Source organism: Rubellimicrobium arenae (assembly GCF_017916275.1).
Lineage (GTDB): Bacteria > Pseudomonadota > Alphaproteobacteria > Rhodobacterales > Rhodobacteraceae > Rubellimicrobium > Rubellimicrobium arenae.
Genome location: NZ_JAFMST010000004.1, coordinates 123,919 through 143,549 on the forward strand (window position 1 = coordinate 123,919; position 19,631 = coordinate 143,549).

Here is a 19,631-nt window from a genome sequence, read left to right on the forward strand (position 1 = left end):
GGAACGGGGACGTATGGAAGGCTTCACCATCATCGACGGCGTCGTGGCGATCGTGATCGTCGTCTCGGCTCTCCTGGCCTACAGCCGCGGCTTCGTCCGCGAGATGCTGGCCATCGCCGGCTGGGTCGCGGCCACCATCCTGGCCTTCATCTTTGCGGACCAGGCCCAGCCCCTTGTCCGGCAAATCCCGGTCCTGGGCGACTTCATCGCCGATTCCTGCGAATTGTCCGTCATCGCGGCCTTCGCAGCGGTCTTCGCGGTGGCGCTGATCCTGTTCTCAATCTTCACGCCGCTGTTCTCGGGCGCGGTGCAGCGGTCGGCGCTGGGCGGGCTCGACCAGGGGCTCGGCTTCCTGTTCGGCGTCGTCCGGGGCGTGCTGCTCGTGGCGGTGGCGTTCTTCGTCTACCAGACGGTCCTGTCGGCCCAGCGCATCCCCATGGTCGAGGACAGCCGCGCCAGCGCCGTCTTTTCGCGCATCACGGGCCAGATCGCCGCGCAAGACCCGCAGGCGGCCCTGGGCTGGGTGACCCAGCAGTACGAGGAACTCGTGGGCGTCTGCGCCGCGCCCGCGGGCGGCGCGGCCTGACCGGCCGGCTGCGGCGTCACGTCCGCGTGCGTGCCGCCGCCACCTTTGTTACGGGTGCGTGACACCCCCCGATTGCATCGCTATCAGGGCGCCGTGCGCCCCCGCCGCCGCCACGGAGCCCGACCCATGGCCGATCAGGTCCACTACGCCCACCCCTTCGACGACGACAAGCTGCGCGAGGAGTGCGGCGTCTTCGGCGTGATCGGCGTCGCCGACGCGGCCAGCTTCGTCGCGCTGGGCCTTCACGCGCTCCAGCATCGCGGCCAGGAGGCCGGGGGCATCGTCACCTACGACCCCGAGGGCGGCTTCCACCAGGCGCGCCGCATGGGCTACGTCCGGGACAACTTCACCTCGCGCGAGGTCATGGACATGCTGCCCGGCTCGCTCGGGATCGGGCACGTCCGCTACTCCACGTCCGGCGACAAGGGTCCGGCGGTCATCCGCAACGTCCAGCCGTTCTTCGGCGAATTCGCCATCGGCGGCGCGGCGATCGCCCATAACGGCAATCTCACCAACGCCGTCGCGCTCCGGCGCGAACTCATCGAGCGCGGGTCGATCTTCCAGTCCTCCTCGGACACGGAGTGCATCATCCACCTGATGGCCCGCTCCATGGGCCGGACGCTCGTGGACCGGGTCGAGGATGCGCTCCGCAAGGTCGAGGGGGCGTTCTCGGTGGTGGCCATGACGCGGACCAAGCTCGTGGGCTGCCGTGACCCGCTGGGGATCCGCCCGCTCGTCGTCGGTCGCCTGGGCGCGGGCTGGGTCCTCGCCTCCGAGACTTGCGCGCTCGACATCGTCGGGGCCGAGTTCCTGCGCGAGATCGAGCCCGGCGAGATGGTGGTGATCTCCACCGAAAAGGGCCTGGAAAGCTTCTTCCCCTTCCGCCCCCGCAAGAGCCGCTTCTGCATCTTCGAGCATGTCTACTTCAGCCGCCCCGATTCTCTGATCGGCGGTCGTTCGGTCTACGAAACGCGCGAGGCGATCGGCCGCGAACTGGCCCGCGAAGCCCCGGTGGACGCCGACCTGGTCTGCCCCGTGCCCGATTCGGGCACGCCCGCCGCGATCGGCTACGCCCACGAAAGCGGCATCCCCTTCGGCATGGGGATCATCCGCAACCAGTACATGGGCCGCACCTTCATCGAGCCGACCGAGCAGATCCGCAACATGGGGGTCCGGCTCAAGCTGAACGTGAACCGGGCGTTGATCCGCGGCAAGCGGGTGATCCTGGTGGACGACTCGGTGGTCCGCGGCACCACGAGCCGGAAGATCAAGGAGATGATCCTCGACGCCGGCGCGAAGGAGGTTCACTTCCGCATCGCCTCTCCGCCCACCGCCTGGCCCTGCTTCTACGGCGTGGACACGCCGAACCGCGAAAAGCTCCTGGCCGCCAACATGTCCGAGGAGGAGATGCGCAGCCACCTCGGCGTCGACTCGCTCAAGTTCATCTCGCTCGACGGCCTGTACCGCGCCGTGGGCGAGGCGGGCGGCCGCGACCCGCTCAGCCCGCGCTATTGCGATGCGTGCTTCTCGGGCGAGTATCCCGTGGCTCCGGCGGACATGCTGGATCAGGGCTTCGAGATGAAGACCGCCGCCGAATAATCCGCGAACCCATCGCCTCCTGGCTCCTGGTCAGGTCGCGCCGGTCCGCCGGCGACGCTGCTCCGACCACGGCAAGCGGCTGGCAAATCTCCGATCCGACCGCCCTTCGGATCCATGGACGGCCGATCACGTCTGCGCGCGTGGGCTAGTTCCTGCCGGGTGGCTCGGTGGATTCACGCAAGCCTCTGCCCATGTTGGGACCGGCGGCGGTCTGGGGTTCCGTTCCGGCGTTGGCCGTGGAAAGCCCCGCTGCTCGACACGCGGCGGCACGACCGCGACCCGATCAAAGGCGGACCCGAGCATGGCAGACACCTGGGACATCGACGACCCCCTTCGCCCGCACCTGCGCCCGGAAGGTCTCGTCCCCGAACCCCCGCGTCCTCATCTCCGGCCCGCCCAGCTCGGCGCGCAGCCGGTCGCCCATGTCCCCGAGGCCGTCGCGGACGACGCCACGCAGCGCGGGGCGCTTGCCCTCGACCGGACCTCGCTGATCGGCCTGCTGCGGGGGCCCAAGGGCAACCACGCCCTGCTGCGCCTCGCCTCGGGCGCGGTGGTCAAGGTCCAGCCGGGTGAATCCGTGGACGGCGGGCGGGTGATGGCCATCGACGAACGGGGCCTCCGCCTTCAGCGCGGGGGCGAGGTGGTCCTCCTCACCATGCCCAGCTGACGACGGCGCTCGGGCGGCTTGCGGGCCTGCGCCGAACGGGGCAGAAGGCCGCCACCTGTCTGGACCCCTGCCTGGAGCCTTTCCGATGCCCACCGCTCTCGTCACCGGCGCCTCGCGGGGGCTCGGCCATGCCCTCGCCCTGGCTCTCGCGCCCACGCACCACGTGATCGCGGTGGGTCGGACGGTCGGCGGCCTCGAGGAGCTCGACGACCGTATCCAGGCGCTGGGCGGACAGGCCACGCTCGCTCCCATGGACATCACCGTGCCCGAGGCGATGCGCCAGCTGGCCCGGTCCATCTACGACCGCTGGGGCACGCTGGATCTGTGGGTCCACACGGCGATCCATGCGGGTCCGCTGGCGCCGGCTGGCCACCTTGCGGCCAAGGACCTGGACAGGTCCATCGCCATCAACTTCCGCGCCACCGCCGACCTGATCGGCGTCCTGACCCCGCTGATCGGCGAGGCCGGGCACGCCGTCTTCTTCGACGACCCGCGCGGGGGCGAGAAGTTCTTCGGGCACTACGGCCCGACCAAGGCGGCGCAGATCGCGCTGGCCCGCTCCTGGGCGGTCGAAGGGGAACGGATCGGCCCGCGTGTCTCGATCCTGCAGCCCCGGCCCATGGCGACCGCCCTTCGGGGCCGCTTCTTCCCCGGCGAGGACCGCAGCCTGCTCGCCACCCCGGCGCAGGAGGCGCAGCGCCTCCTTCCCCTGATCCTCGGCTGACCGCGGCTTGCCGGGCCCGTATGCCTGCCCTAGGAAGGGCGGGCACAGGCCGGGGGCTCCATGCGCATCCTCATCACCAACGACGACGGGATCAACGCGCCCGGGCTCGAGATCCTGCACGCCATCGCGACCGAGATCGCGGGCGACGCGGGCGAGGTCTGGACCGTCGCGCCGGCGTTCGAACAGTCGGGCGTGGCGCACTGCATCAGCTACACACACCCGACCATGATCGTGCAACTGGGCGAGAGACGGTTCGCCGCCGAAGGCTCGCCCGCCGATTGCGTGCTGGCGGGACTTCACGACGTGCTGGTGGACGCGCGGCCCGATCTGGTGCTGTCGGGCGTCAACCGGGGCAACAACGCCGGCGAGAACGCGATGTACTCGGGTACGCTGGGCGGGGCCATGGAGGCCGCGCTCCAAGGCCTCCCGGCGATCGCGCTGTCCCAGTTCATGGGGCCGCGCACATCCGCCCTGGACAATCCCTTCGACTGCGCCGCGCGTCATGGCACCCGCGTCGTCCGGCTCCTGCTCGAAAAGGCGATCTGGGACCAGGGCCCCTACCGGCTCTTCTACAACGTCAACTTCCCGCCGGTGTCGGGGGAGGACTGCAAGGGCGTGGCCGTCACGCGCCAGGGCTTCCGGCGCGGCGCCGTCCATGCGGTCGAGCCGCACATCTCCCCGTCGGGGCGGCGATTCCTCTGGGTCCGGGGCGGGCCGCAGGACGAGCGGACGGGTCCCGGCACGGATGTGGAGGCCAATGTCGACGGCCTGATCTCGGTGCAGCCCTGCCGCGCCGACCTGACGGCGCACGACGCGCTGGATGCGCTCGCGCGCGCCTTGGGCGACGGATGAGCCGAGAGGCCGAACGCACCATGCAACTGCTCTACGCGCTGCGGAGCGCGGGCGTCACCGACCCCCGGGTCCTGACCGCCATGGAACGGATCGACCGCTCGCATTTTCTCCGCGGCATCTTCGCGGAGCGCGCGCACGAGGACGTGCCCCTTCCCATTCCCTGCGGCCAGACAATCAGCCAGCCATCCGTCGTGGGCCTGATGACGCAGGCGCTGTCCGTGAGCCCGCGCGACAAGATTCTCGAGATCGGGACCGGCTCGGGCTACCAGGCCGCGATCCTCAGCCAGCTGGCGCGCCGCGTCTACACGGTGGACCGTTTCCGGAGCCTCGTGCTCCAGGCGCGCGAGGTCTTCGAGGCGCTGGGGCTCCACAACATCACCGCGCTCACCGCCGACGGCAGCCACGGCCTGCCGGAACAGGCTCCCTTCGACCGCATCCTTGTGACCGCAGCCGCCGAGGACCCGCCCGGCCCCCTCTTGGCCCAGTTGCGTATCGGTGGCATCATGGTGCTGCCGGTCGGACAATCCGACACGGTTCAGAGCCTTATCCGAGTCACCCGGACCGCCGAGAAAGGCTTTGACTATGACGAACTGCGCCCGGTCCGTTTCGTTCCCCTGCTTCCGGGAATCGGTCCGGAATGAGGTGCCAACACGCCGGCGACGGGCGGACGGATGAGGGCAGTGGCAATGATCATCGGACATAGCGGCTTGCGGCGCACGGCCTGTGCCGTCCTCGCGCTCGGCGCGCTTTCGGCCTGCCAGCGGCCCGTCGACATGGACCTTCGCAACCTCGGCAGCGGCTTCTCGACGACCGACGCCGCGCTGAGCGCCGTGGAGCGGCCCACCCCGGACAGCCGGGGGGTGATCTCCTACCCGAACTATCAGGTGGCCGTGGCCCGGCAGGGCGACACGGTGGGCACCCTCGCGGGGCGGCTCGGCATCAGCGCGCAGGACCTGGCCGCCTACAACGGCCTGACCCCTGACGCGCAGCTCCGCGCCGAGGAGGTCGTGGCCCTGCCCGGCCGCGCCCCGGAGCCCGGGGCCGCGTTCCCGGCCACCCCGGCGCCCGGCGGTTCCACGACCCAGCTGGTGAGCGCAGCCTCGGCCGCCATCGACCGCGCCGGCCCCGTGACGACCACGACCCTCGCACCGGTCGCCCCGGCGGCTCCTTCGGCCTCGCCGACTGCGTCCCCGGCCGGGGGCGAGCCGATTCGCCACCAGGTCGCCCGCGGCGAGACGGCCTATTCGATCGCCCGGCTCTACGACGTGCCGGTCCGCACCATCGCCGAATGGAACGGCCTCGGGCCAGACCTCACGGTGCGCGAAGGCCAGCAGCTCATGGTGCCGCCCCGCACTGGCGCGCCGACGGCGCCCACGCCGGTCGCCCAGCCCGGTCAGGGCAGCCCGACGCCGACCCCGCCCAGCGCCGCCGAGCCCCTCCCCAACGACGAGCCGACCGCCGCCGCCGAGCCTGCCCCCGCCGCACCCACGCAGGACCTGGGCTCGCAGCAGACGCAGGGGTCGAACGCGCAGATGGTCATGCCGGCGTCCGGCTCGATCATCCGCGACTATACCCCGGGCCGGAACGAAGGGATCGACATCGGCGCCCCCGCCGGCTCCGAGGTTCGCGCCGCCGATGCCGGCACCGTGGCCGCCATCACCACGAACACGGAAGGCATTCAGATCGTGGTGATCAAGCACGCCAACGATCTTCTCACCGTCTACACGCACCTGGACAGCCTGACGGTGTCCAAGGACGATCGCGTGTCGCGCGGGCAGGCGATCGGCAAGGTCCGGGCCGGCGACCCATCCTTCGTGCACTTCGAGGTGCGGCGCGGCATGCAGAGCCAGGACCCGACCGACTTCCTGCCCTGACGGACGGCAGGCGCCGGAATGCAGAAGGGCGGGCCAAGGCCCGCCCTTCTGCATCTCAGGGGGCTGTGGTCAGCCCAGTTTCACGCCACGTCGCCCGGCCAGGTCGGTCACGTACTGCCACGCGACCCGCCCCGACCGAGATCCGCGCGTGGCCTGCCATTCGATGGCCTCGGCCCACAGCGTCTGGTCGTCGATCTCGATCCCGAAGGCGTCGCAGTAGCCGCGGATCATCGACAGGTATTCGTCCTGCGTGCAGGGGTGGAACCCGAGCCAGAGCCCGAACCGGTCGGAGAGCGAGACCTTCTCCTCCACGGCCTCCGACGGGCTGATGGCCGAGGATCGCTCGTTCTCGATCATGTCGCGGGGCATCAGGTGACGCCGATTCGACGTGGCGTACAGGACCACGTTCTCGGGCCGCCCCTCGATCCCGCCGTCCAGCACCGCCTTGAGCGACTTGTAATGCGCGTCGTCGTGGCTGAAGGACAGGTCGTCGCAGAACAGGATGAACCGCCCCGGCGCGCCACGTAGCAACGTGAGGCAGCGGCCGATGCTGGGCAGGTCCTCGCGGCTCACCTCGACGATCTTGAGGCTCGACTCCTCGGCGCGCACGGCGGCATGGACGGCCTTGACCAGGCTGGACTTGCCCATCCCCCGCGCGCCCCAAAGCAGCGCGTTGTTGGCCGGGAAGCCCCTGGCAAAGGCCCGCGTGTTGGCCAGGAGCGTGTCGCGCGCCCGATCCACGCCCAGGAGCAGCGTCAGGTCGACCCGGCTGACCTTGTCCACGGGCACGAGCCGGTCGGGCTCGGCGTGCCAGGCAAAGGCCGCGCCCCGGAAATCCGGGACCGGCGGCGGAGGCGGGGCGAGGCGCTCGAGCGCCTCGGCGATACGGCGGAGGGGGTCCGCCGCCAGTCCATCGAGCATCGTCTCAGGTCTCCGATTCGTCGCGGCCGTAGATCGACTCGTCGGCGCCAAGGATCCCTTCCGCGCGCATCCGGGCCTCGACGTTCCGCTCGTGCCGCCGCACCAGCCAGATCGAGATCTCGTAAAGCGGGTACACGACCGCGAAAAGGATGACCTGCGAGGTCACGTCCGGCCCGGGGGTCGCGATCGCCGCCAGGATGAGGATGCCGACCAGGGCATATTTCCGCACGCTCGCCAGACCGGCCGAGGTCACGATCCCCACCCGGCCCAGCAACGTCAGCAGGACGGGCAGCTGGAAGCAGAGCCCGAAGGACACGATGAAGGCCATCGTCAGCGACAGGTAAGCCTTGGCCGAGCCTTGGAAGACCATCGACGCCGCGCCGCCCTGGGTCGGGGCCTGCCCTTCCAGGATGCCACCGGTCTGGAAGCTCAGGAAGAAGCTGAACGCCATCGGCGTGATGACGTAGTAGGCGAAGGCGCCGCCCAGGATGAACATGACGGGCGAGGCCACCAGGAACGGCAGGAAGGCCTGCTTTTCGTTCTTGTAGAGCCCCGGCGCCACGAACCGCCACAACTGGTAGCTGATGATCGGGAAGGACAGCACCAGCCCGCCCACCATCGAGATCGACAGGGCCAGGAAGAACCCTTCCTGCACGCTCAGGAACACGAGCTGGCAGGCCTGCCCCTCGGCGTTGAGCGCGGTGCAAAGGGGCACCGACAGGAAGTCGTAGATCGGCCGCCATAGCGGAAAGCAGGCCAGCATCGCCACGGTGAACGCGACGAGCGACCAGATGATCCGGTTCCGCAGTTCGGCCAGATGCTCGATCAGTGGGGCCGAGGACGCCTCGACCTCATCGAGGGTGTCGGCTCGCATGTTGGGTTTGGCGGTCATGTGGTCCCGTCCGAAGGCACGTGGTCAGGGGTGGTGGGTGCCGCCTCCCGGATCTCGGCCCGCTGTTGGGCCTCCTCCTGAATGCGCGTCCGCTCCTCGGCGCGCTGCGCGGCCAGGGCTTCGGTGGCGCCGCCCGGCTTGACCGGGGCTCCAGGGTTCAGCGGGGTCGCCGGGGCGGCCGGCTTCGCCGCCGTCGAGGTCTGGCCCAGCGCCGCCTGACGCAGCGAGTTGGCCCCGAACTGCACGGGACGCGTCGCCGCGTTGATCGTGCGGTTGATCTCCTTCACGCCCGCTTCGTCGGCGGCCGCTTCCATCGCGCGCGTGAACTCCCGCGCCATGCCACGGGCCTTGCCGACCGCCTGGCCGACGGACCGGAACAGGTTGGGAAGCTCCTTGGGGCCCACGACGATCAGCGCGACGACGCCCACGAGCATCATCTCGCTCCAGCCCAGGTCGAACATGGCCAGATCCTTTCGAAGGGGGCCGAACGGACCGGGATCAGACCCGGTCGCGTTCCTCGGCGGGGGTCACGTCACGGGCGGCAGCGGAATTGGTTTCCTCGATCTCGCGGCGGCCGTCGTCCATGCCCTTGCGGAACGCGGTGATGCCGCGACCCACTTCGCCCATGACGCCGGAAATCTTGCCGCGCCCGAACAGCACGAGGACGACAAGAGCGATGATGAGAAAGCCCATCGGGCCGATATTGTTGAGCATCAGTCCCTCCAACGGACATCTGTTGCAGGCCCTTGTTCTAGCCTCGGCCGACTCGCGGCGGAACCCGGCCCCCCTCGAATTCCCGGCTCGGCCGTCGTAATTTGTGACACAAACCTGTCAGTAGGCCCATGCCACGCAACGACCGCCTTCTTGATCTCGTCCGGCTCCTCAGCGACGGCCGCCTGCATCGGGCCGAGGACCTCGCCCGCCGCCTGGGCGTGTCCCAGCGGACGATCTACCGCGACATGGACACCCTGGTCGCCAGTGGCGTCCCCATCGCAGGGGAGCGGGGCCTGGGCTACGCCGCCACCGCGGCCATCACGCTCCCCCCGCTGAACCTGTCCCTGCCCGAGCTCGAGGCGCTGCATCTGGGCCTCGCCGTGGTCGGCGAGGCGGGCGACGAGGAACTGAAGGAGGCCGCCCGCACGCTGTCGGCCAAGGTGGATGCCGTGCTGCCCGAAGACCGGTCCGCGCCGCTCGCGTCCTTCGGCTTCGCGACCCATGCCTTTGCCGAGGCGTCGCGCGGATTCCGCCATATGCCGACGATCCGGACGGCGATCCGGGCGCGCCAGAAGCTGCGCCTCCAGATCCCCGGCCAGGTGCCGCCGCGCCGCATCGTCCGCCCGCTGCGGCTCGACTACTGGGGCCGGGTCTGGACCGTCACCTGCTGGGACGAAACCGCGGGCGACTTCGCCCTGCTCCGCGTCGACCTGATCGAGGATGTGGCCGCCCTGCCCCAGCTCTTTGTCGACGAGCCCGGCAGGACGCTGGCCGACTATCAGGCCACCCTGGGCTGAGCCGCCGGCGCGTGCGGAAAGACAAAGCAGCGGTCCCGCCGGAACATCAGCCAAAGCGGCGTTCCCGGCTTGGGCAGGAACACCCAGGGCACATGCGCCTTAAGGATCGATCCGTCGAAGTCCATCCGGAACTCCACGAGGCTTTCCGATCCCATGAACCGCGCCCGCTCGACCACGCCGCGCGCCGCCTCGCCATGGGTCGGGGTGGACAGCGGCCCCTTTCCCGCCCGGTCGAAATCGATCCGCAGGTGCTGCGGCCGGATGGCGATGTCGACCTCGGACCCGTCCGGCACGCCGGGCACGAGGAACGGCCCGAAGGGCGTCTCGGTCAGCGCGCCCTTCACCTGCCCCCGGATCACGTTCAGGTCGCTGAAGAAGGCCGCCGCCTTCAGGTCCACCGGGTTGTTGTAGATCGTGTAGGGCGCGCCCGCCTGCACGATCCGTCCGTCCCGCATCAGCAGGATCTCGTCCGCCATGCGCATGGCCTCGGTCGGCTCGTGCGTGACCAGCAGCACCGCCGTCCCCTCGGCCTTGAGCACGGCCAGCGTCTCGTCCCGGATGTCGTCCCGCAGCCGGTCGTCCAGACCCGAGAACGGCTCGTCCATCAGCATGATCCGCGGCCGGGGCGCGAGGGCGCGGGCCAGCGCCACGCGCTGCTGCTCCCCGCCCGACAGCTCGTGCGGGTGCTTGTCGGCATGGCGCATCATGCCCACGCGGCCCAGCAGCTCCGCGACGCGCTCCTGGCGGCCGGGCGCGTGCCGGGGCAGCCCGAAGGCCACGTTCTGCGACACCGTCAGGTGCGGGAACAGGGCAAAGTCCTGGAACATGAGCCCGATGCCGCGCTGTTCGGCCGGGATGCGGACGCGTCCCTCGACCAGGGGCCTGCCATCGACGCGGATGGTCCCCTCGTCCGGCATGTCCACCCCGGCGATCAGGCGCAAGGTCGTGGACTTGCCGCAGCCCGAGGGTCCGAGCAGGCAGCTCACCTGGCCCGCCGCGATGGTCAGCGACACGTCCCTCACGACCTCGCGCGCGCCGAACCGGCGCGTCAGCCCCTGGATCTCGAGCCGCGGCTCCATGGCAGTCCAATCCCGACGGAAATCTTCGGGCATCTAAGCCCGCGCATCCGCAGGAGCAAGCCGATCACAGGGTCAGGTTCGTCGACCCGCCATCGAGCGCGATGTTCTGCCCCACGACATAGCCCGCATGGACCGAGCAGAGGAACGCGCACATCGCCCCGAACTCCTGCGGAGTCCCCATCCGCCCGGCCGGGATCATCGCCAGCCGGCGCGCCGTCAGCTCCTCCTTCGAGACGCCGTCCCGCGCCATGGCGGCCTCGTCCAGGGACCGGATGCGGTCGGTGTCGTGACTCCCCGGAAGCAGGTTGTTGATCGTGACCCCGAAGCGCGCCACCTGCCGCGCCGTGCCCGCGACATAGCCGGTCAGCCCCGCCCGTGCCGCGTTCGACAGCCCGAGCGTGCCGATCGGCGCCTTGACGCTGGTCGAGGTGATGTTCACCACCCGGCCCCAGCCGCGGTTGCACATCCCCGGCAGAAGCGCCTGCATCAGCGCGATGGGCGCCAGCATGTTGGCGTCCAGCGCCCCCTGGAAATCCGCCCGCCCCCAGTCGCGCCATGTCCCGGGCGGCGGCCCGCCCACGTTGGTGACGAGGATGTCCACCGCCCCTGCCGCCGCGATCACCTGCGCCTGGCCTGCTTCCGTCACCATGTCGGCCGCGATCGTCGCGACCTGGACCCCATGCGCCGCCCAAATCGCCTCGGCCGTCGCCTCCAGCGCCTCCGCCCCGCGCGCATTGAGCACGAGCTCCACGCCCGCCGCCGCCAGCGCCTCGGCGCAGCCGCGCCCGAGTCCCCTCGAGGCCCCCGTCACCAGAGCCCGCCGCCCCCGGATCCCAAGATCCATGCCTTCTGCCCCCTCTTGCGCGGAATCGACGCGCCGCCAGAACAGCGCGCCCGGTTGTGGGAAGGCAAGCCCTCGCCTATGTGGAACGCGCCATGTCGAACCGCGCCCCCCTCCCGCCCGAGATTGCCCGCCGCCGGACCTTTGCGATCATCTCGCACCCCGACGCCGGCAAGACCACGCTGACCGAGAAGTTCCTCCTGTTCGGGGGCGCCATCCAGATGGCCGGACAGGTGCGCGCCAAGGGCGAGGCGCGCCGCACCCGCTCGGACTTCATGCAGATGGAGAAGGAGCGCGGCATCTCCGTCTCGGCCTCGGCCATGTCCTTCGACTATGGCAAGTTCCGATTCAACCTCGTGGACACGCCCGGCCACTCGGACTTCTCCGAGGACACCTACCGCACGCTGACCGCCGTGGACGCCGCCGTCATGGTCATCGACGGAGCCAAGGGCGTGGAATCGCAGACCCGCAAGCTCTTCGAGGTCTGCCGCCTCCGCGACCTGCCGATCCTGACCTTCTGCAACAAGATGGACCGCGAATCCCGCGACACCTTCGAGATCGTCTCGGAGATCCAGGAGAACCTTGCCATTGACGTGACGCCCGCCTCCTGGCCCATCGGCATGGGCCGCGACTTCGTGGGCGCCTACGACATGCTGAACGACCGGCTCGAGATCATGGACCGGGCCGACCGCAACCGCGTCGCCGAGTCCATCCAGATCGACGGCCTCGACGACCCCAGGATCGAGCAGCACGTCCCCGCCGACCTCCTCGCCCGCTTGCGCGAGGAGGTGGAGATGGCGCGCGGCCTCCTCCCCACCTTCGACCGCCAGTCGATCCTCGAAGGGCACATGACGCCCATCTGGTTCGGCTCCGCCATCAACAGCTTCGGCGTCAAGGAGCTGATGGACGGCATCGGCGCCTACGGGCCCGAGCCCCAGCCCCAGCGCGCCGAGCCGCGGCAGATCGCGCCCGACGAATCCTCGGTCGCGGGCTTCGTCTTCAAGGTGCAGGCCAACATGGACCCCAAGCACCGCGACCGCGTGGCCTTCGTGCGCCTCGCCTCCGGGCATTTCGAGCGTGGGATGAAGCTGCACCACGTCCGCGCCGGCAAGCCCATGTCGGTCACGAACCCCGTCCTCTTCCTCGCCGCCGACCGCGAGCTGGCCGAGGAGGCCTGGGCCGGCGACATCATCGGCATCCCCAACCACGGCCAGCTCCGCATCGGCGACACGCTGACCGAGGGCGAGCCCCTGCGCGCCACCGGCATCCCCTCCTTCGCGCCCGAGCTCCTGCAGACCGTCCGCGCCGGCGACCCTCTGAAGGCCAAGCACCTCGAAAAGGCCCTCATGCAGTTCGCCGAGGAAGGCGCCGCCAAGGTCTTCAAGCCGATGATCGGCTCGGGCTTCATCGTGGGCGTCGTGGGTCAGCTCCAGTTCGAGGTGCTGGCCTCCCGGATCGAGCTCGAATACGGCCTGCCCGTCCGCTTCGAATCCACGCAGTTCAACTCCGCCCGCTGGGTGAACGGCCCCAAGGACGCGGTCGAGGACCTTGTCTCCAAGAACAAGCAGCACATCGCCCATGACAACGACGGCGACGTGGTGTTCCTGACGCGCCTGCAATGGGACATCGACCGCGTCGTCCGCGATCACCCGCAGGTGCGCCTCACCGCCACCAAGGAGATGATGGCCGCCGCCGAGGCCTGAGCCGTGCGGCACGGGCGCCCTGGCCTTGGCCCGCGCCCGGCCCGCGGGCTCAGCGCCCGAGCACCCGGCCGTACTTGGCCAGCAGCGCCTCGGCCTTGGTGTCCCACAGGAAGGTCGAGCGGATCCGGTCCAGCGCCCCTTCGGACATGGACTCGATGCGGCCCCGGTCCCCGTGAAGGTCCGAGATCACCTGGGCGAGGTTGCGCGCCATGTCCCAGCTTCCGGTCACGGGCAGCAGGATGGCCGATCGGTCGTCCACCAGCTCCGCCGGTCCGCCGTAATCGACCGCGACCACCGGCAGCCCGGTCGCCATGGCCTCCACGACCACGCCGCCCGCCGCCTCGCGGAAGCTCGGGAACACGAGCACGTCGGCCTTGAGGTACTCCTGCTGGACCTCCTCGCGCGCGAGGCGGCCCACCATCTCGACCCGGTCGGCCAGCCCGTGCTGCGCGACCTCCGCCACGGTGGCGTCGAAATCCGGCCCGGACCCGACGATACGGCAGACGATGTCCAGATCCCGGGGGACAAGAGACATGGCCCGGACGATCTCGCGCGCGCCCTTGGTGCGCACCATCCGCCCCACGAACAGCAGCCGGAGCGGCCGTCCCGCGCTGTCCGCGGCCCGCCGCACCGGCCCGCCGATCCCGTGGACGCCATGCTCGCTGAACACGTCGAAGCGGTCGCCGACCAGCGGTCGCAGCTTGTCCTGCACATAGGCGGTGCCGCCCAGCACCAAGCTCGCCCGCCGGAAGGAGCGGCGCAGCGACGGGCTGAACCTGAGCCGCAGCGAGTCGACCGACCGGAGGTTCATGTAGGAGGGCTGGCTCGTCATCTCGGACTTCAGCACCTCGGGCGTCTCGAGGCTGCCGTTCATCGGCCCGACCACGTAGGGCACGTCGAAATGCCGGGCCGGCGACGGGTATCGCATCGACATGGGCGTGAGCTGGTGGATCAGGTCGAACCTGGTCTCGCCCAGCAGCGCCGTGATGGCCTTGCGCGCCTGACGGTCGAACTTGATGTATTCCGGCTTGGCGATGGCGTTGAAGCGGTCCCCCAGCGCCTTGATCGGGTCCGCGCGCACCTCGACGATGCGGACGCCCGGCAGGGCCGCCCGCAGGTCGGGGGTGTGCTTGTCCACCTTCTTGAGAAGGGTTGCGTTCACCTTGCCGGACATGGAGGTGAGGATGTCGCAGGCGCAGCGCGCCTCGCCGATCGAGCTCACGCCGATGTAGGGGGCGATATAAAGCACGTTCAGCTTCGAATTGCCGGTCATGGCCAAACCCTTGAAACGGAAAGTCGCGCCGGCACTGCTGTCTCCCTGCCCATCGTCCCGGTCCGGGGCCGCCAAGTCATGACGCAAACGGTTCCGGCGTTCAAGCAAGCCCCGGCGCGAGCCGGAAGCTCTGGGGTCGGGGCCACAGCCCAAGGTCGAGGCCAGGGCGCCACATCTGCGCCGGGCGAAGTCAGGGGCCAGGAGCGGCCCGCCCCCCGTTGCGTGGGGCGCGCGGTGGTCTCAGGCCCCGTTAACCATTCCGCGCCATCCTGCCGCCCATCGCCCCGGCCCGGGCGGCGCAGGCATCTTGTGGATCCGCGCCCGCCCTTCGGTCCCGCCGGGGATGCTCTTTGGGGGACACACGGGTGCCGCGTCCCACTGGGAGGGGGCGCCCCGCCCCCGCAAAGACCCAGCCGCCGCGTGTCGGGACACGCCCCCCGCGCCGTGGCTTGGCCTCCCGGCGCGGCCAGGGAGGCCCGTCCGGTCGCTCTTGGCGGCGACCGGGGAACGCTCCCGCCGTCCCCGGTCGCGGGGACCGGGCCCGGCTCCTCATTCGGCGAGGCGGGCGCTCATCGTGATGTCGGCCCCCGCAAGCACCTTGCTCACCGGGCAGTTCGCCTTGGCGTCCTCCGCGATCTCGCGGAACTGGTCGGCCGAGGCTCCGGGGATGGTCGCCACCACATCCAGGTGCACGCGCGTGATCTCGAACCCGGGCCCCTTCTGCTCCAGCGACACGGTGCTGGTCGACTCGATGTTCTCCGCCGTAACCCCCGCCTTTTCCAAGGCGGCCGCCAGGGCCATGGAAAAGCACGACGCGTGCGCCGCCCCGATCAGCTCCTCGGGGTTGGTGCCGGGCTGGTCCCCGAATCGCTTGGCAAAGCTGTAATCCTCGTTGGACAGCACGCCCGTCTCGGTCGAGACCTGACCCTTGCCGTCCCGCAGGCCCCCCTGCCACCGCGCGCTGCCGTGTTTCTGGATCATCTCGCCCTCCTGTGTCCGCTGGGTCAGCTAGGTCACCATGCCGCACCCGCAAGGCTTCCATCGGCTTGACGCTTCCCCATATATCCTCTAACGCCAAGGCGTTTCACGAGTCCGGCAATCCGGCCGGACAGGCCGCGCGTGCGATGGATGCGGCCGACATGCCGTAACCTCTCCCTCGCTAGGACACTGTGTGACCCAGTTCTCTGACCTGAACCTCGACCCCCGCGTTCTCCAGGCGCTTGCCGACGCGGGCTACCAGACCCCCACCCCGATCCAGGCCGGCGCGATTCCCGCGGCCCTGGAAGGCAAGGACGTCCTGGGCATCGCCCAGACGGGCACCGGCAAGACGGCGAGCTTCGTGCTCCCCATGATCACCCGGCTGGCCCAGGGCCGCGCCCGCGCCCGGATGCCACGCTCCCTCGTGCTTTGCCCCACGCGCGAACTCGCCGCCCAGGTGGCCGAGAACTTCGACAAGTACAGCAAGCACCTGAAGCTCACCAAGGCGCTCCTCATCGGCGGCGTCAGCTTCAAGGACCAGGACGCGCTGATCGACCGTGGCGTGGACGTGCTGATCGCCACCCCCGGCCGCCTCCTCGACCATTTCGAGCGTGGCAAGCTCCTCCTCACCGGCGTCCAGATCATGGTGGTGGACGAGGCGGACCGCATGCTCGACATGGGCTTCATCCCCGACATCGAGCGGATCTTCGGCCTGACGCCCTTCACGCGCCAGACGCTGTTCTTCTCGGCCACGATGGCGCCCGAGATCGAGCGGATCACCAAGACCTTCCTGTCGAACCCCGCCAAGGTCGAGGTGGCCCGCGCCGCCACCACGGGCGAGAACATCACCCAAGGGTTGGTCATGTTCAAACCCACGCGGCGCGAAACGGAGGCGAGCGAGAAGCGCGCCGTCCTGCGCGCGCTGATCGACGCCGAGGGCGAGGCCTGCACCAACGCCATCATCTTCTGCAACCGGAAGATGGACGTCGATATCGTCGCCAAGTCCCTGAAGAAGTACGGCTACAACGCCGAGGCGATCCACGGCGACCTGGAACAGGCACAGCGCATGCGGACCCTGGACGCGTTCCGGGACGGCAAGCTCCGGCTGCTCGTGGCCTCCGACGTGGCCGCGCGCGGCCTGGACATCCCGGCGGTCAGCCATGTCTTCAACTTCGACGTGCCCTCCCACAGCGAGGATTACGTCCACCGGATCGGCCGCACGGGACGCGCCGGACGCTCGGGCAAGGCCCTGACGATCTGCGCGCCCAAGGACGAGAAGTACTTGGCCGCGATCGAAGGGCTGGTCCAGAAGGAGATCCCCCGCGTCGAGAACCCGCTGAAGGACGCTCCGCCCCGCGAACTGCGCGAGGATCGTCCCCGTCGCGAGGAACGCGGCGAGCGTCGCGGCCGCAACCGCCGGGAGGAACGCCGCGAGGCCCCTGCCGCCGAACCTGTAGCCGCCACCGAGATCACGCCCATCGACGACGCCCGGGAACCACGGCCCGACCGCGAGGCCAGGGCCGAGCGCGAACCGAGGCCCGAACGCGAGCCCAGGGCCGAGCGTGCGCCCCGGCCGGAGCGGGAGCGAAGCGAGCGCGACCGTCGCCCCCGTCAGGAGGCTCGGGACGAACTCGTGGTCGGGATGGGCGACGATGTTCCGTCGTTCATCCGCATGAGCTTCGCGGAGCGTCGCGCCGGGTGAAGCTGCTTCTCGGTCTTCTGCTCGCGGTGATCGCCAGCGCGGCGCAGGCCCAAAGCTGCGTGGCGCGCGTGAATGCGCAGGAACTGATCATCGTGCCCGACGCTATGGGGGCCCCCTCGGCTGGACTGCGGGAACGGCTGCGGATGTGGCCGTCCCGGACCTGGGACCGGGCCTGGGGTGATCGTGTCCAGTGCGACAGCGCCGCGATCATCCACTTCCTCGGCACGACCATGCGGATCGATGAGACCGAAGGCTATTGCCTTGCGCAGGATGACGAGAATGGCTGGCTCCTGGTGCCCGGCGCGCGCAATTACCGGGGGCGCTGCACCAAGACCGTCTGCGACCGCGTGAACGTCGTCGCCGGCGCCACCGAAGCCCTGGGCACGACGATGATGAGCCTGGCTGCCGGACGGCGCGTCCAGACCGACTCCGACGCCGTGACCGCCGTCGCGCATGGCACAGGGGCCGTTCTGGTCTCCGGTCAGGCGCCCGCGGTCGCCGCGTCGTTGGGCCAGTCCGCCGCCGCGTTGGGGACGGCCTTGACAGTGCCAGCCGCGGCCGGGGCCGCCGCCGTGACGGTCATCGGCGTCGGCGGCGCTTTCTACTTCTGCTCCTGACGGCTGCTTAGCCCGTGGGCCGCAGGGTCCCTGGAACGTGCAGCCCTCGGCCGATCAGGCCCGCGCGCGGCCGGTTCCGCGTCCTGGCGGAACCGACCGGCGCAGCCTGACACCCCCGGCCCGAGGCGGACCCGTCAAGCGAGGCGGGACACCACCACCGTCACTTCGGGCTTCTTCCCGATCTCGGCCTGGGCGGTCTGGCGCACGATGCGGATCATTTCCTTTTCGAGCTTTTCGTCATCCTTGATGGTGCGACGATCCGCGCGGCCGATGAACTGGCTCAGTTCGGCTTCCAGGATTTCGACCAGGTCGGACTTGCTGCGCCCCCGGGCCGGAAGGCCCATCAGTTCGCACCAGGGCTCGCCGAGGGGTTCGTCCTCCTCGTCCACGATCACCGTCACGGTGACATGGCCGTTCAGCGCCAGCCGCATCCGGTCCCGGACGATGCCATCGAGCCCACCGATCAGCACCGATCCATCGAGGTAGGTCCGTCCGGTCTCGACATGCTCCGCCACCTTGGGGGCATTGCCGCTCAGGTCGATCATCATGCCGTTCGTGGCAATGATTCCGCGCAGGCCCTTGGCCTCGCCCAGCTTGGAATGCTCCCGGAGATGCCGGTGCTCGCCGTGCATCGGAATCAGGAACTGCGGCTTGATCAGGTCGTGGAAGGTCTCCAGATCCGGGCGATTGGCATGGCCCGAGACATGGTAGCGCCCGCCCGCATCGTCGAGCACGTCGACGCCCTTCTCGGACAGCTGGTTCATGATCCGCGACACCGGCCGTTCGTTCCCGGGGATCGTGCGGGACGAGAACAGGAAGGTGTCCCCGGCCTTGAGGGAAATGCCCATGTAGCCCTGGGACGCCAGCTGCGCCGCCGCCGCGCGCCGTTCGCCTTGGGACCCGGTCACGAGCAGAAGGAGGTTCTCGCGCGGGATCTGGGACGCATCCTCGGGCGCGATCGTCTTGGGAAACTGGGTCAGCAGCCCGGTCTCGATCGCGGTCTCGACCATCCGGCGCATGGCCCGGCCCAAGAGGCACACGGACCGGCCCGACGCTTCGGCGGCATTGGCCAGCGTCTGCAGGCGCGCGACGTTCGAGGCGAAGGTCGTGGCCACCACCATGCCCTTGGACTCCCGCAGGAGCGCCTCGAGATTCTCGACCAGGGACGCCTCGGACCGTCCCGGCAGCGGCGAGAACACGTTGGTGGAGTCGCACATCAGCGCCCGGACGCCGCTCTTGCCGATCTCCTGCCAGACCGCCGGGTCGAAGGGCTCGCCGACCACGGGCGTCGGGTCGATCTTGAAGTCGCCCGAATGGACGATCCGCCCCTGAGGGCTGTCGATGACCAGTCCGGCGCTTTCGGGGATCGAATGGCTGATCGGCACGAGCCCGACACTGAACGGACCCAACTGGATCGTCTCGGGCCAGGGTCCGACGACGTTGAGCGCCGAATCGGGCACTCCGCCGCGTTCGTCGAGCTTGAGACGCGCGATGGCCGCGGTAAAGGTTCGCGCATAGATCGGGGCGCGGAGCTGGTCCCAGACCAGCCCCAGGGCCCCGACGTGGTCCTCGTGCGCGTGCGTGATGATGATGCCTTCGATGCGGTCCCGCCGCTCGGCGAGCCAGGCGATGTCGGGCAGGATCAGGTCGATGCCGGGCGTGCCGTCCATATCCCCGAAGGTCACGCCCAGGTCCACGACGATGAGCCGCTCCTGGTCGGGACGTCCGTATCCATAGACATAGGCGTTCATGCCGATCTCGCCGGCGCCGCCCAGGGGCAGATAGACCAGGCGTTCCCCACTCATGCTCGGG

Annotated in this window: 20 protein-coding genes; 11 read left to right on the forward strand and 9 right to left on the reverse strand. The window is 69.9% G+C overall.

The features are described 5' to 3' along the window. The first annotated feature begins 13 nt into the window (after positions 1-13). The 7 genes from J3P31_RS07430 (at position 14) to J3P31_RS07460 (ending at position 6,302) form a co-directional block, all read left to right on the forward strand. Positions 14-586: a CvpA family protein gene (locus tag J3P31_RS07430; protein WP_210527793.1), complete on the forward strand. Its 573-nt coding sequence runs from the start codon at positions 14-16 to the stop codon at positions 584-586. A gap of 126 nt (positions 587-712) precedes the next feature. Beyond that, positions 713-2,185: an amidophosphoribosyltransferase gene (gene purF, locus J3P31_RS07435; protein ID WP_210527794.1), complete on the forward strand. Its 1,473-nt coding sequence runs from the start codon at positions 713-715 to the stop codon at positions 2,183-2,185. Positions 2,186-2,486: 301 nt separating this feature from the next. Continuing rightward, a complete protein-coding gene (locus J3P31_RS07440) occupies positions 2,487-2,852 on the forward strand; it encodes a hypothetical protein (protein ID WP_210527795.1) in 366 nt (121 codons plus the stop codon). Between the two features lie 85 nt (positions 2,853-2,937). Then, complete coding sequence (locus tag J3P31_RS07445; protein WP_210527796.1) at positions 2,938-3,576, forward strand: SDR family NAD(P)-dependent oxidoreductase; 639 nt, start codon at positions 2,938-2,940, stop codon at positions 3,574-3,576. A gap of 60 nt (positions 3,577-3,636) precedes the next feature. Then, entirely contained in the window at positions 3,637-4,428 is a 792-nt protein-coding gene (gene surE, locus J3P31_RS07450; protein WP_210527797.1) for a 5'/3'-nucleotidase SurE, read from the forward strand. After that, entirely contained in the window at positions 4,425-5,069 is a 645-nt protein-coding gene (locus J3P31_RS07455) for a protein-L-isoaspartate(D-aspartate) O-methyltransferase (RefSeq protein ID WP_210527798.1), read from the forward strand. Before surE ends, J3P31_RS07455 begins: the two co-directional genes overlap by 4 nt. Positions 5,070-5,114: 45 nt before the next feature. Next, positions 5,115-6,302: a peptidoglycan DD-metalloendopeptidase family protein gene (locus J3P31_RS07460; RefSeq protein WP_246849363.1), complete on the forward strand. Its 1,188-nt coding sequence runs from the start codon at positions 5,115-5,117 to the stop codon at positions 6,300-6,302. Positions 6,303-6,371: 69 nt separating this feature from the next. Here J3P31_RS07460 and J3P31_RS07465 read toward each other — a convergent pair whose 3' ends face one another. Genes J3P31_RS07465 through J3P31_RS07480 form a run of 4 tightly spaced genes read right to left on the reverse strand, consistent with a single transcriptional unit; the run spans position 6,372 to position 8,829 of the window. Then, on the reverse strand, positions 6,372-7,223 hold the full coding sequence (locus tag J3P31_RS07465; protein ID WP_246849362.1) for an ATP-binding protein: 852 nt from the start codon (positions 7,221-7,223) through the stop codon (positions 6,372-6,374). A gap of 4 nt (positions 7,224-7,227) precedes the next feature. After that, positions 7,228-8,097, reverse strand: coding sequence for a twin-arginine translocase subunit TatC (gene tatC / locus J3P31_RS07470; protein WP_210528077.1), 870 nt, complete (start codon positions 8,095-8,097; stop codon positions 7,228-7,230). A 14-nt stretch (positions 8,098-8,111) separates the two neighbouring features. Next, on the reverse strand, positions 8,112-8,576 hold the full coding sequence (tatB, locus tag J3P31_RS07475; protein ID WP_210527800.1) for a Sec-independent protein translocase protein TatB: 465 nt from the start codon (positions 8,574-8,576) through the stop codon (positions 8,112-8,114). A gap of 37 nt (positions 8,577-8,613) precedes the next feature. Further along, positions 8,614-8,829, reverse strand: coding sequence for a twin-arginine translocase TatA/TatE family subunit (locus J3P31_RS07480; protein ID WP_210527801.1), 216 nt, complete (start codon positions 8,827-8,829; stop codon positions 8,614-8,616). Positions 8,830-8,957: 128 nt separating this feature from the next. Between J3P31_RS07480 and J3P31_RS07485 the strand changes: the two genes are divergently transcribed. Beyond that, positions 8,958-9,626: a helix-turn-helix transcriptional regulator gene (locus tag J3P31_RS07485; protein ID WP_210527802.1), complete on the forward strand. Its 669-nt coding sequence runs from the start codon at positions 8,958-8,960 to the stop codon at positions 9,624-9,626. Here the strand turns inward: J3P31_RS07485 and J3P31_RS07490 are convergent. Both J3P31_RS07490 and J3P31_RS07495 read right to left on the reverse strand, forming a co-directional pair. Beyond that, entirely contained in the window at positions 9,608-10,705 is a 1,098-nt protein-coding gene (locus tag J3P31_RS07490; protein ID WP_210527803.1) for an ABC transporter ATP-binding protein, read from the reverse strand. The genes J3P31_RS07485 and J3P31_RS07490 overlap by 19 nt on opposite strands. Before the next feature lie 64 nt (positions 10,706-10,769). Continuing rightward, the gene (locus J3P31_RS07495) at positions 10,770-11,549 is read right to left on the reverse strand and encodes an SDR family oxidoreductase (protein ID WP_210527804.1); all 780 of its coding nucleotides are present in this window, start codon (positions 11,547-11,549) and stop codon (positions 10,770-10,772) included. A gap of 92 nt (positions 11,550-11,641) precedes the next feature. On the opposite strand from J3P31_RS07495, the gene J3P31_RS07500 reads away from it, so the two are divergent. Further along, positions 11,642-13,249, forward strand: coding sequence for a peptide chain release factor 3 (locus J3P31_RS07500; protein WP_210527805.1), 1,608 nt, complete (start codon positions 11,642-11,644; stop codon positions 13,247-13,249). A 49-nt stretch (positions 13,250-13,298) separates the two neighbouring features. On the opposite strand, the gene J3P31_RS07505 is transcribed toward J3P31_RS07500, so the two are convergent. Beyond that, the gene (locus J3P31_RS07505; RefSeq protein ID WP_210527806.1) at positions 13,299-14,522 is read right to left on the reverse strand and encodes a glycosyltransferase; all 1,224 of its coding nucleotides are present in this window, start codon (positions 14,520-14,522) and stop codon (positions 13,299-13,301) included. A gap of 549 nt (positions 14,523-15,071) precedes the next feature. Next, a complete protein-coding gene (locus J3P31_RS07510) occupies positions 15,072-15,503 on the reverse strand; it encodes an OsmC family protein (RefSeq protein WP_210527807.1) in 432 nt (143 codons plus the stop codon). 190 nt (positions 15,504-15,693) lie between these two features. Between J3P31_RS07510 and J3P31_RS07515 the strand changes: the two genes are divergently transcribed. Both J3P31_RS07515 and J3P31_RS07520 read left to right on the forward strand, forming a co-directional pair. Further along, entirely contained in the window at positions 15,694-17,202 is a 1,509-nt protein-coding gene (locus J3P31_RS07515; protein WP_210527808.1) for a DEAD/DEAH box helicase, read from the forward strand. Then, a complete protein-coding gene (locus J3P31_RS07520; protein ID WP_210527809.1) occupies positions 17,199-17,819 on the forward strand; it encodes a hypothetical protein in 621 nt (206 codons plus the stop codon). Before J3P31_RS07515 ends, J3P31_RS07520 begins: the two co-directional genes overlap by 4 nt. Positions 17,820-17,953: 134 nt before the next feature. Here the strand turns inward: J3P31_RS07520 and J3P31_RS07525 are convergent, their stop codons facing one another. After that, positions 17,954-19,624: a ribonuclease J gene (locus tag J3P31_RS07525; protein ID WP_210527810.1), complete on the reverse strand. Its 1,671-nt coding sequence runs from the start codon at positions 19,622-19,624 to the stop codon at positions 17,954-17,956. Positions 19,625-19,631: the final 7 nt, after the last annotated feature.

Excerpts from the sequence above, each read along its gene's own strand:
- J3P31_RS07430 (WP_210527793.1), top strand. The coding sequence starts at position 14 with ATGGAAGGCTTCACCATCATCGACGGCGTCGTGGCGATCGTGATCGTC.
- purF (WP_210527794.1), top strand. The coding sequence starts at position 713 with ATGGCCGATCAGGTCCACTACGCCCACCCCTTCGACGACGACAAGCTG.
- J3P31_RS07440 (WP_210527795.1), top strand. The coding sequence starts at position 2,487 with ATGGCAGACACCTGGGACATCGACGACCCCCTTCGCCCGCACCTGCGC.
- J3P31_RS07445 (WP_210527796.1), top strand. The coding sequence starts at position 2,938 with ATGCCCACCGCTCTCGTCACCGGCGCCTCGCGGGGGCTCGGCCATGCC.
- surE (WP_210527797.1), top strand. The coding sequence starts at position 3,637 with ATGCGCATCCTCATCACCAACGACGACGGGATCAACGCGCCCGGGCTC.
- J3P31_RS07455 (WP_210527798.1), top strand. The coding sequence starts at position 4,425 with ATGAGCCGAGAGGCCGAACGCACCATGCAACTGCTCTACGCGCTGCGG.
- J3P31_RS07460 (WP_246849363.1), top strand. The coding sequence starts at position 5,115 with ATGATCATCGGACATAGCGGCTTGCGGCGCACGGCCTGTGCCGTCCTC.
- J3P31_RS07465 (WP_246849362.1), bottom strand. The coding sequence starts at position 7,223 with ATGCTCGATGGACTGGCGGCGGACCCCCTCCGCCGTATCGCCGAGGCG.
- tatC (WP_210528077.1), bottom strand. The coding sequence starts at position 8,097 with ATGCGAGCCGACACCCTCGATGAGGTCGAGGCGTCCTCGGCCCCACTG.
- tatB (WP_210527800.1), bottom strand. The coding sequence starts at position 8,576 with ATGTTCGACCTGGGCTGGAGCGAGATGATGCTCGTGGGCGTCGTCGCG.
- J3P31_RS07480 (WP_210527801.1), bottom strand. The coding sequence starts at position 8,829 with ATGCTCAACAATATCGGCCCGATGGGCTTTCTCATCATCGCTCTTGTC.
- J3P31_RS07485 (WP_210527802.1), top strand. The coding sequence starts at position 8,958 with ATGCCACGCAACGACCGCCTTCTTGATCTCGTCCGGCTCCTCAGCGAC.
- J3P31_RS07490 (WP_210527803.1), bottom strand. The coding sequence starts at position 10,705 with ATGGAGCCGCGGCTCGAGATCCAGGGGCTGACGCGCCGGTTCGGCGCG.
- J3P31_RS07495 (WP_210527804.1), bottom strand. The coding sequence starts at position 11,549 with ATGGATCTTGGGATCCGGGGGCGGCGGGCTCTGGTGACGGGGGCCTCG.
- J3P31_RS07500 (WP_210527805.1), top strand. The coding sequence starts at position 11,642 with ATGTCGAACCGCGCCCCCCTCCCGCCCGAGATTGCCCGCCGCCGGACC.
- J3P31_RS07505 (WP_210527806.1), bottom strand. The coding sequence starts at position 14,522 with ATGACCGGCAATTCGAAGCTGAACGTGCTTTATATCGCCCCCTACATC.
- J3P31_RS07510 (WP_210527807.1), bottom strand. The coding sequence starts at position 15,503 with ATGATCCAGAAACACGGCAGCGCGCGGTGGCAGGGGGGCCTGCGGGAC.
- J3P31_RS07525 (WP_210527810.1), bottom strand. The coding sequence starts at position 19,624 with ATGAGTGGGGAACGCCTGGTCTATCTGCCCCTGGGCGGCGCCGGCGAG.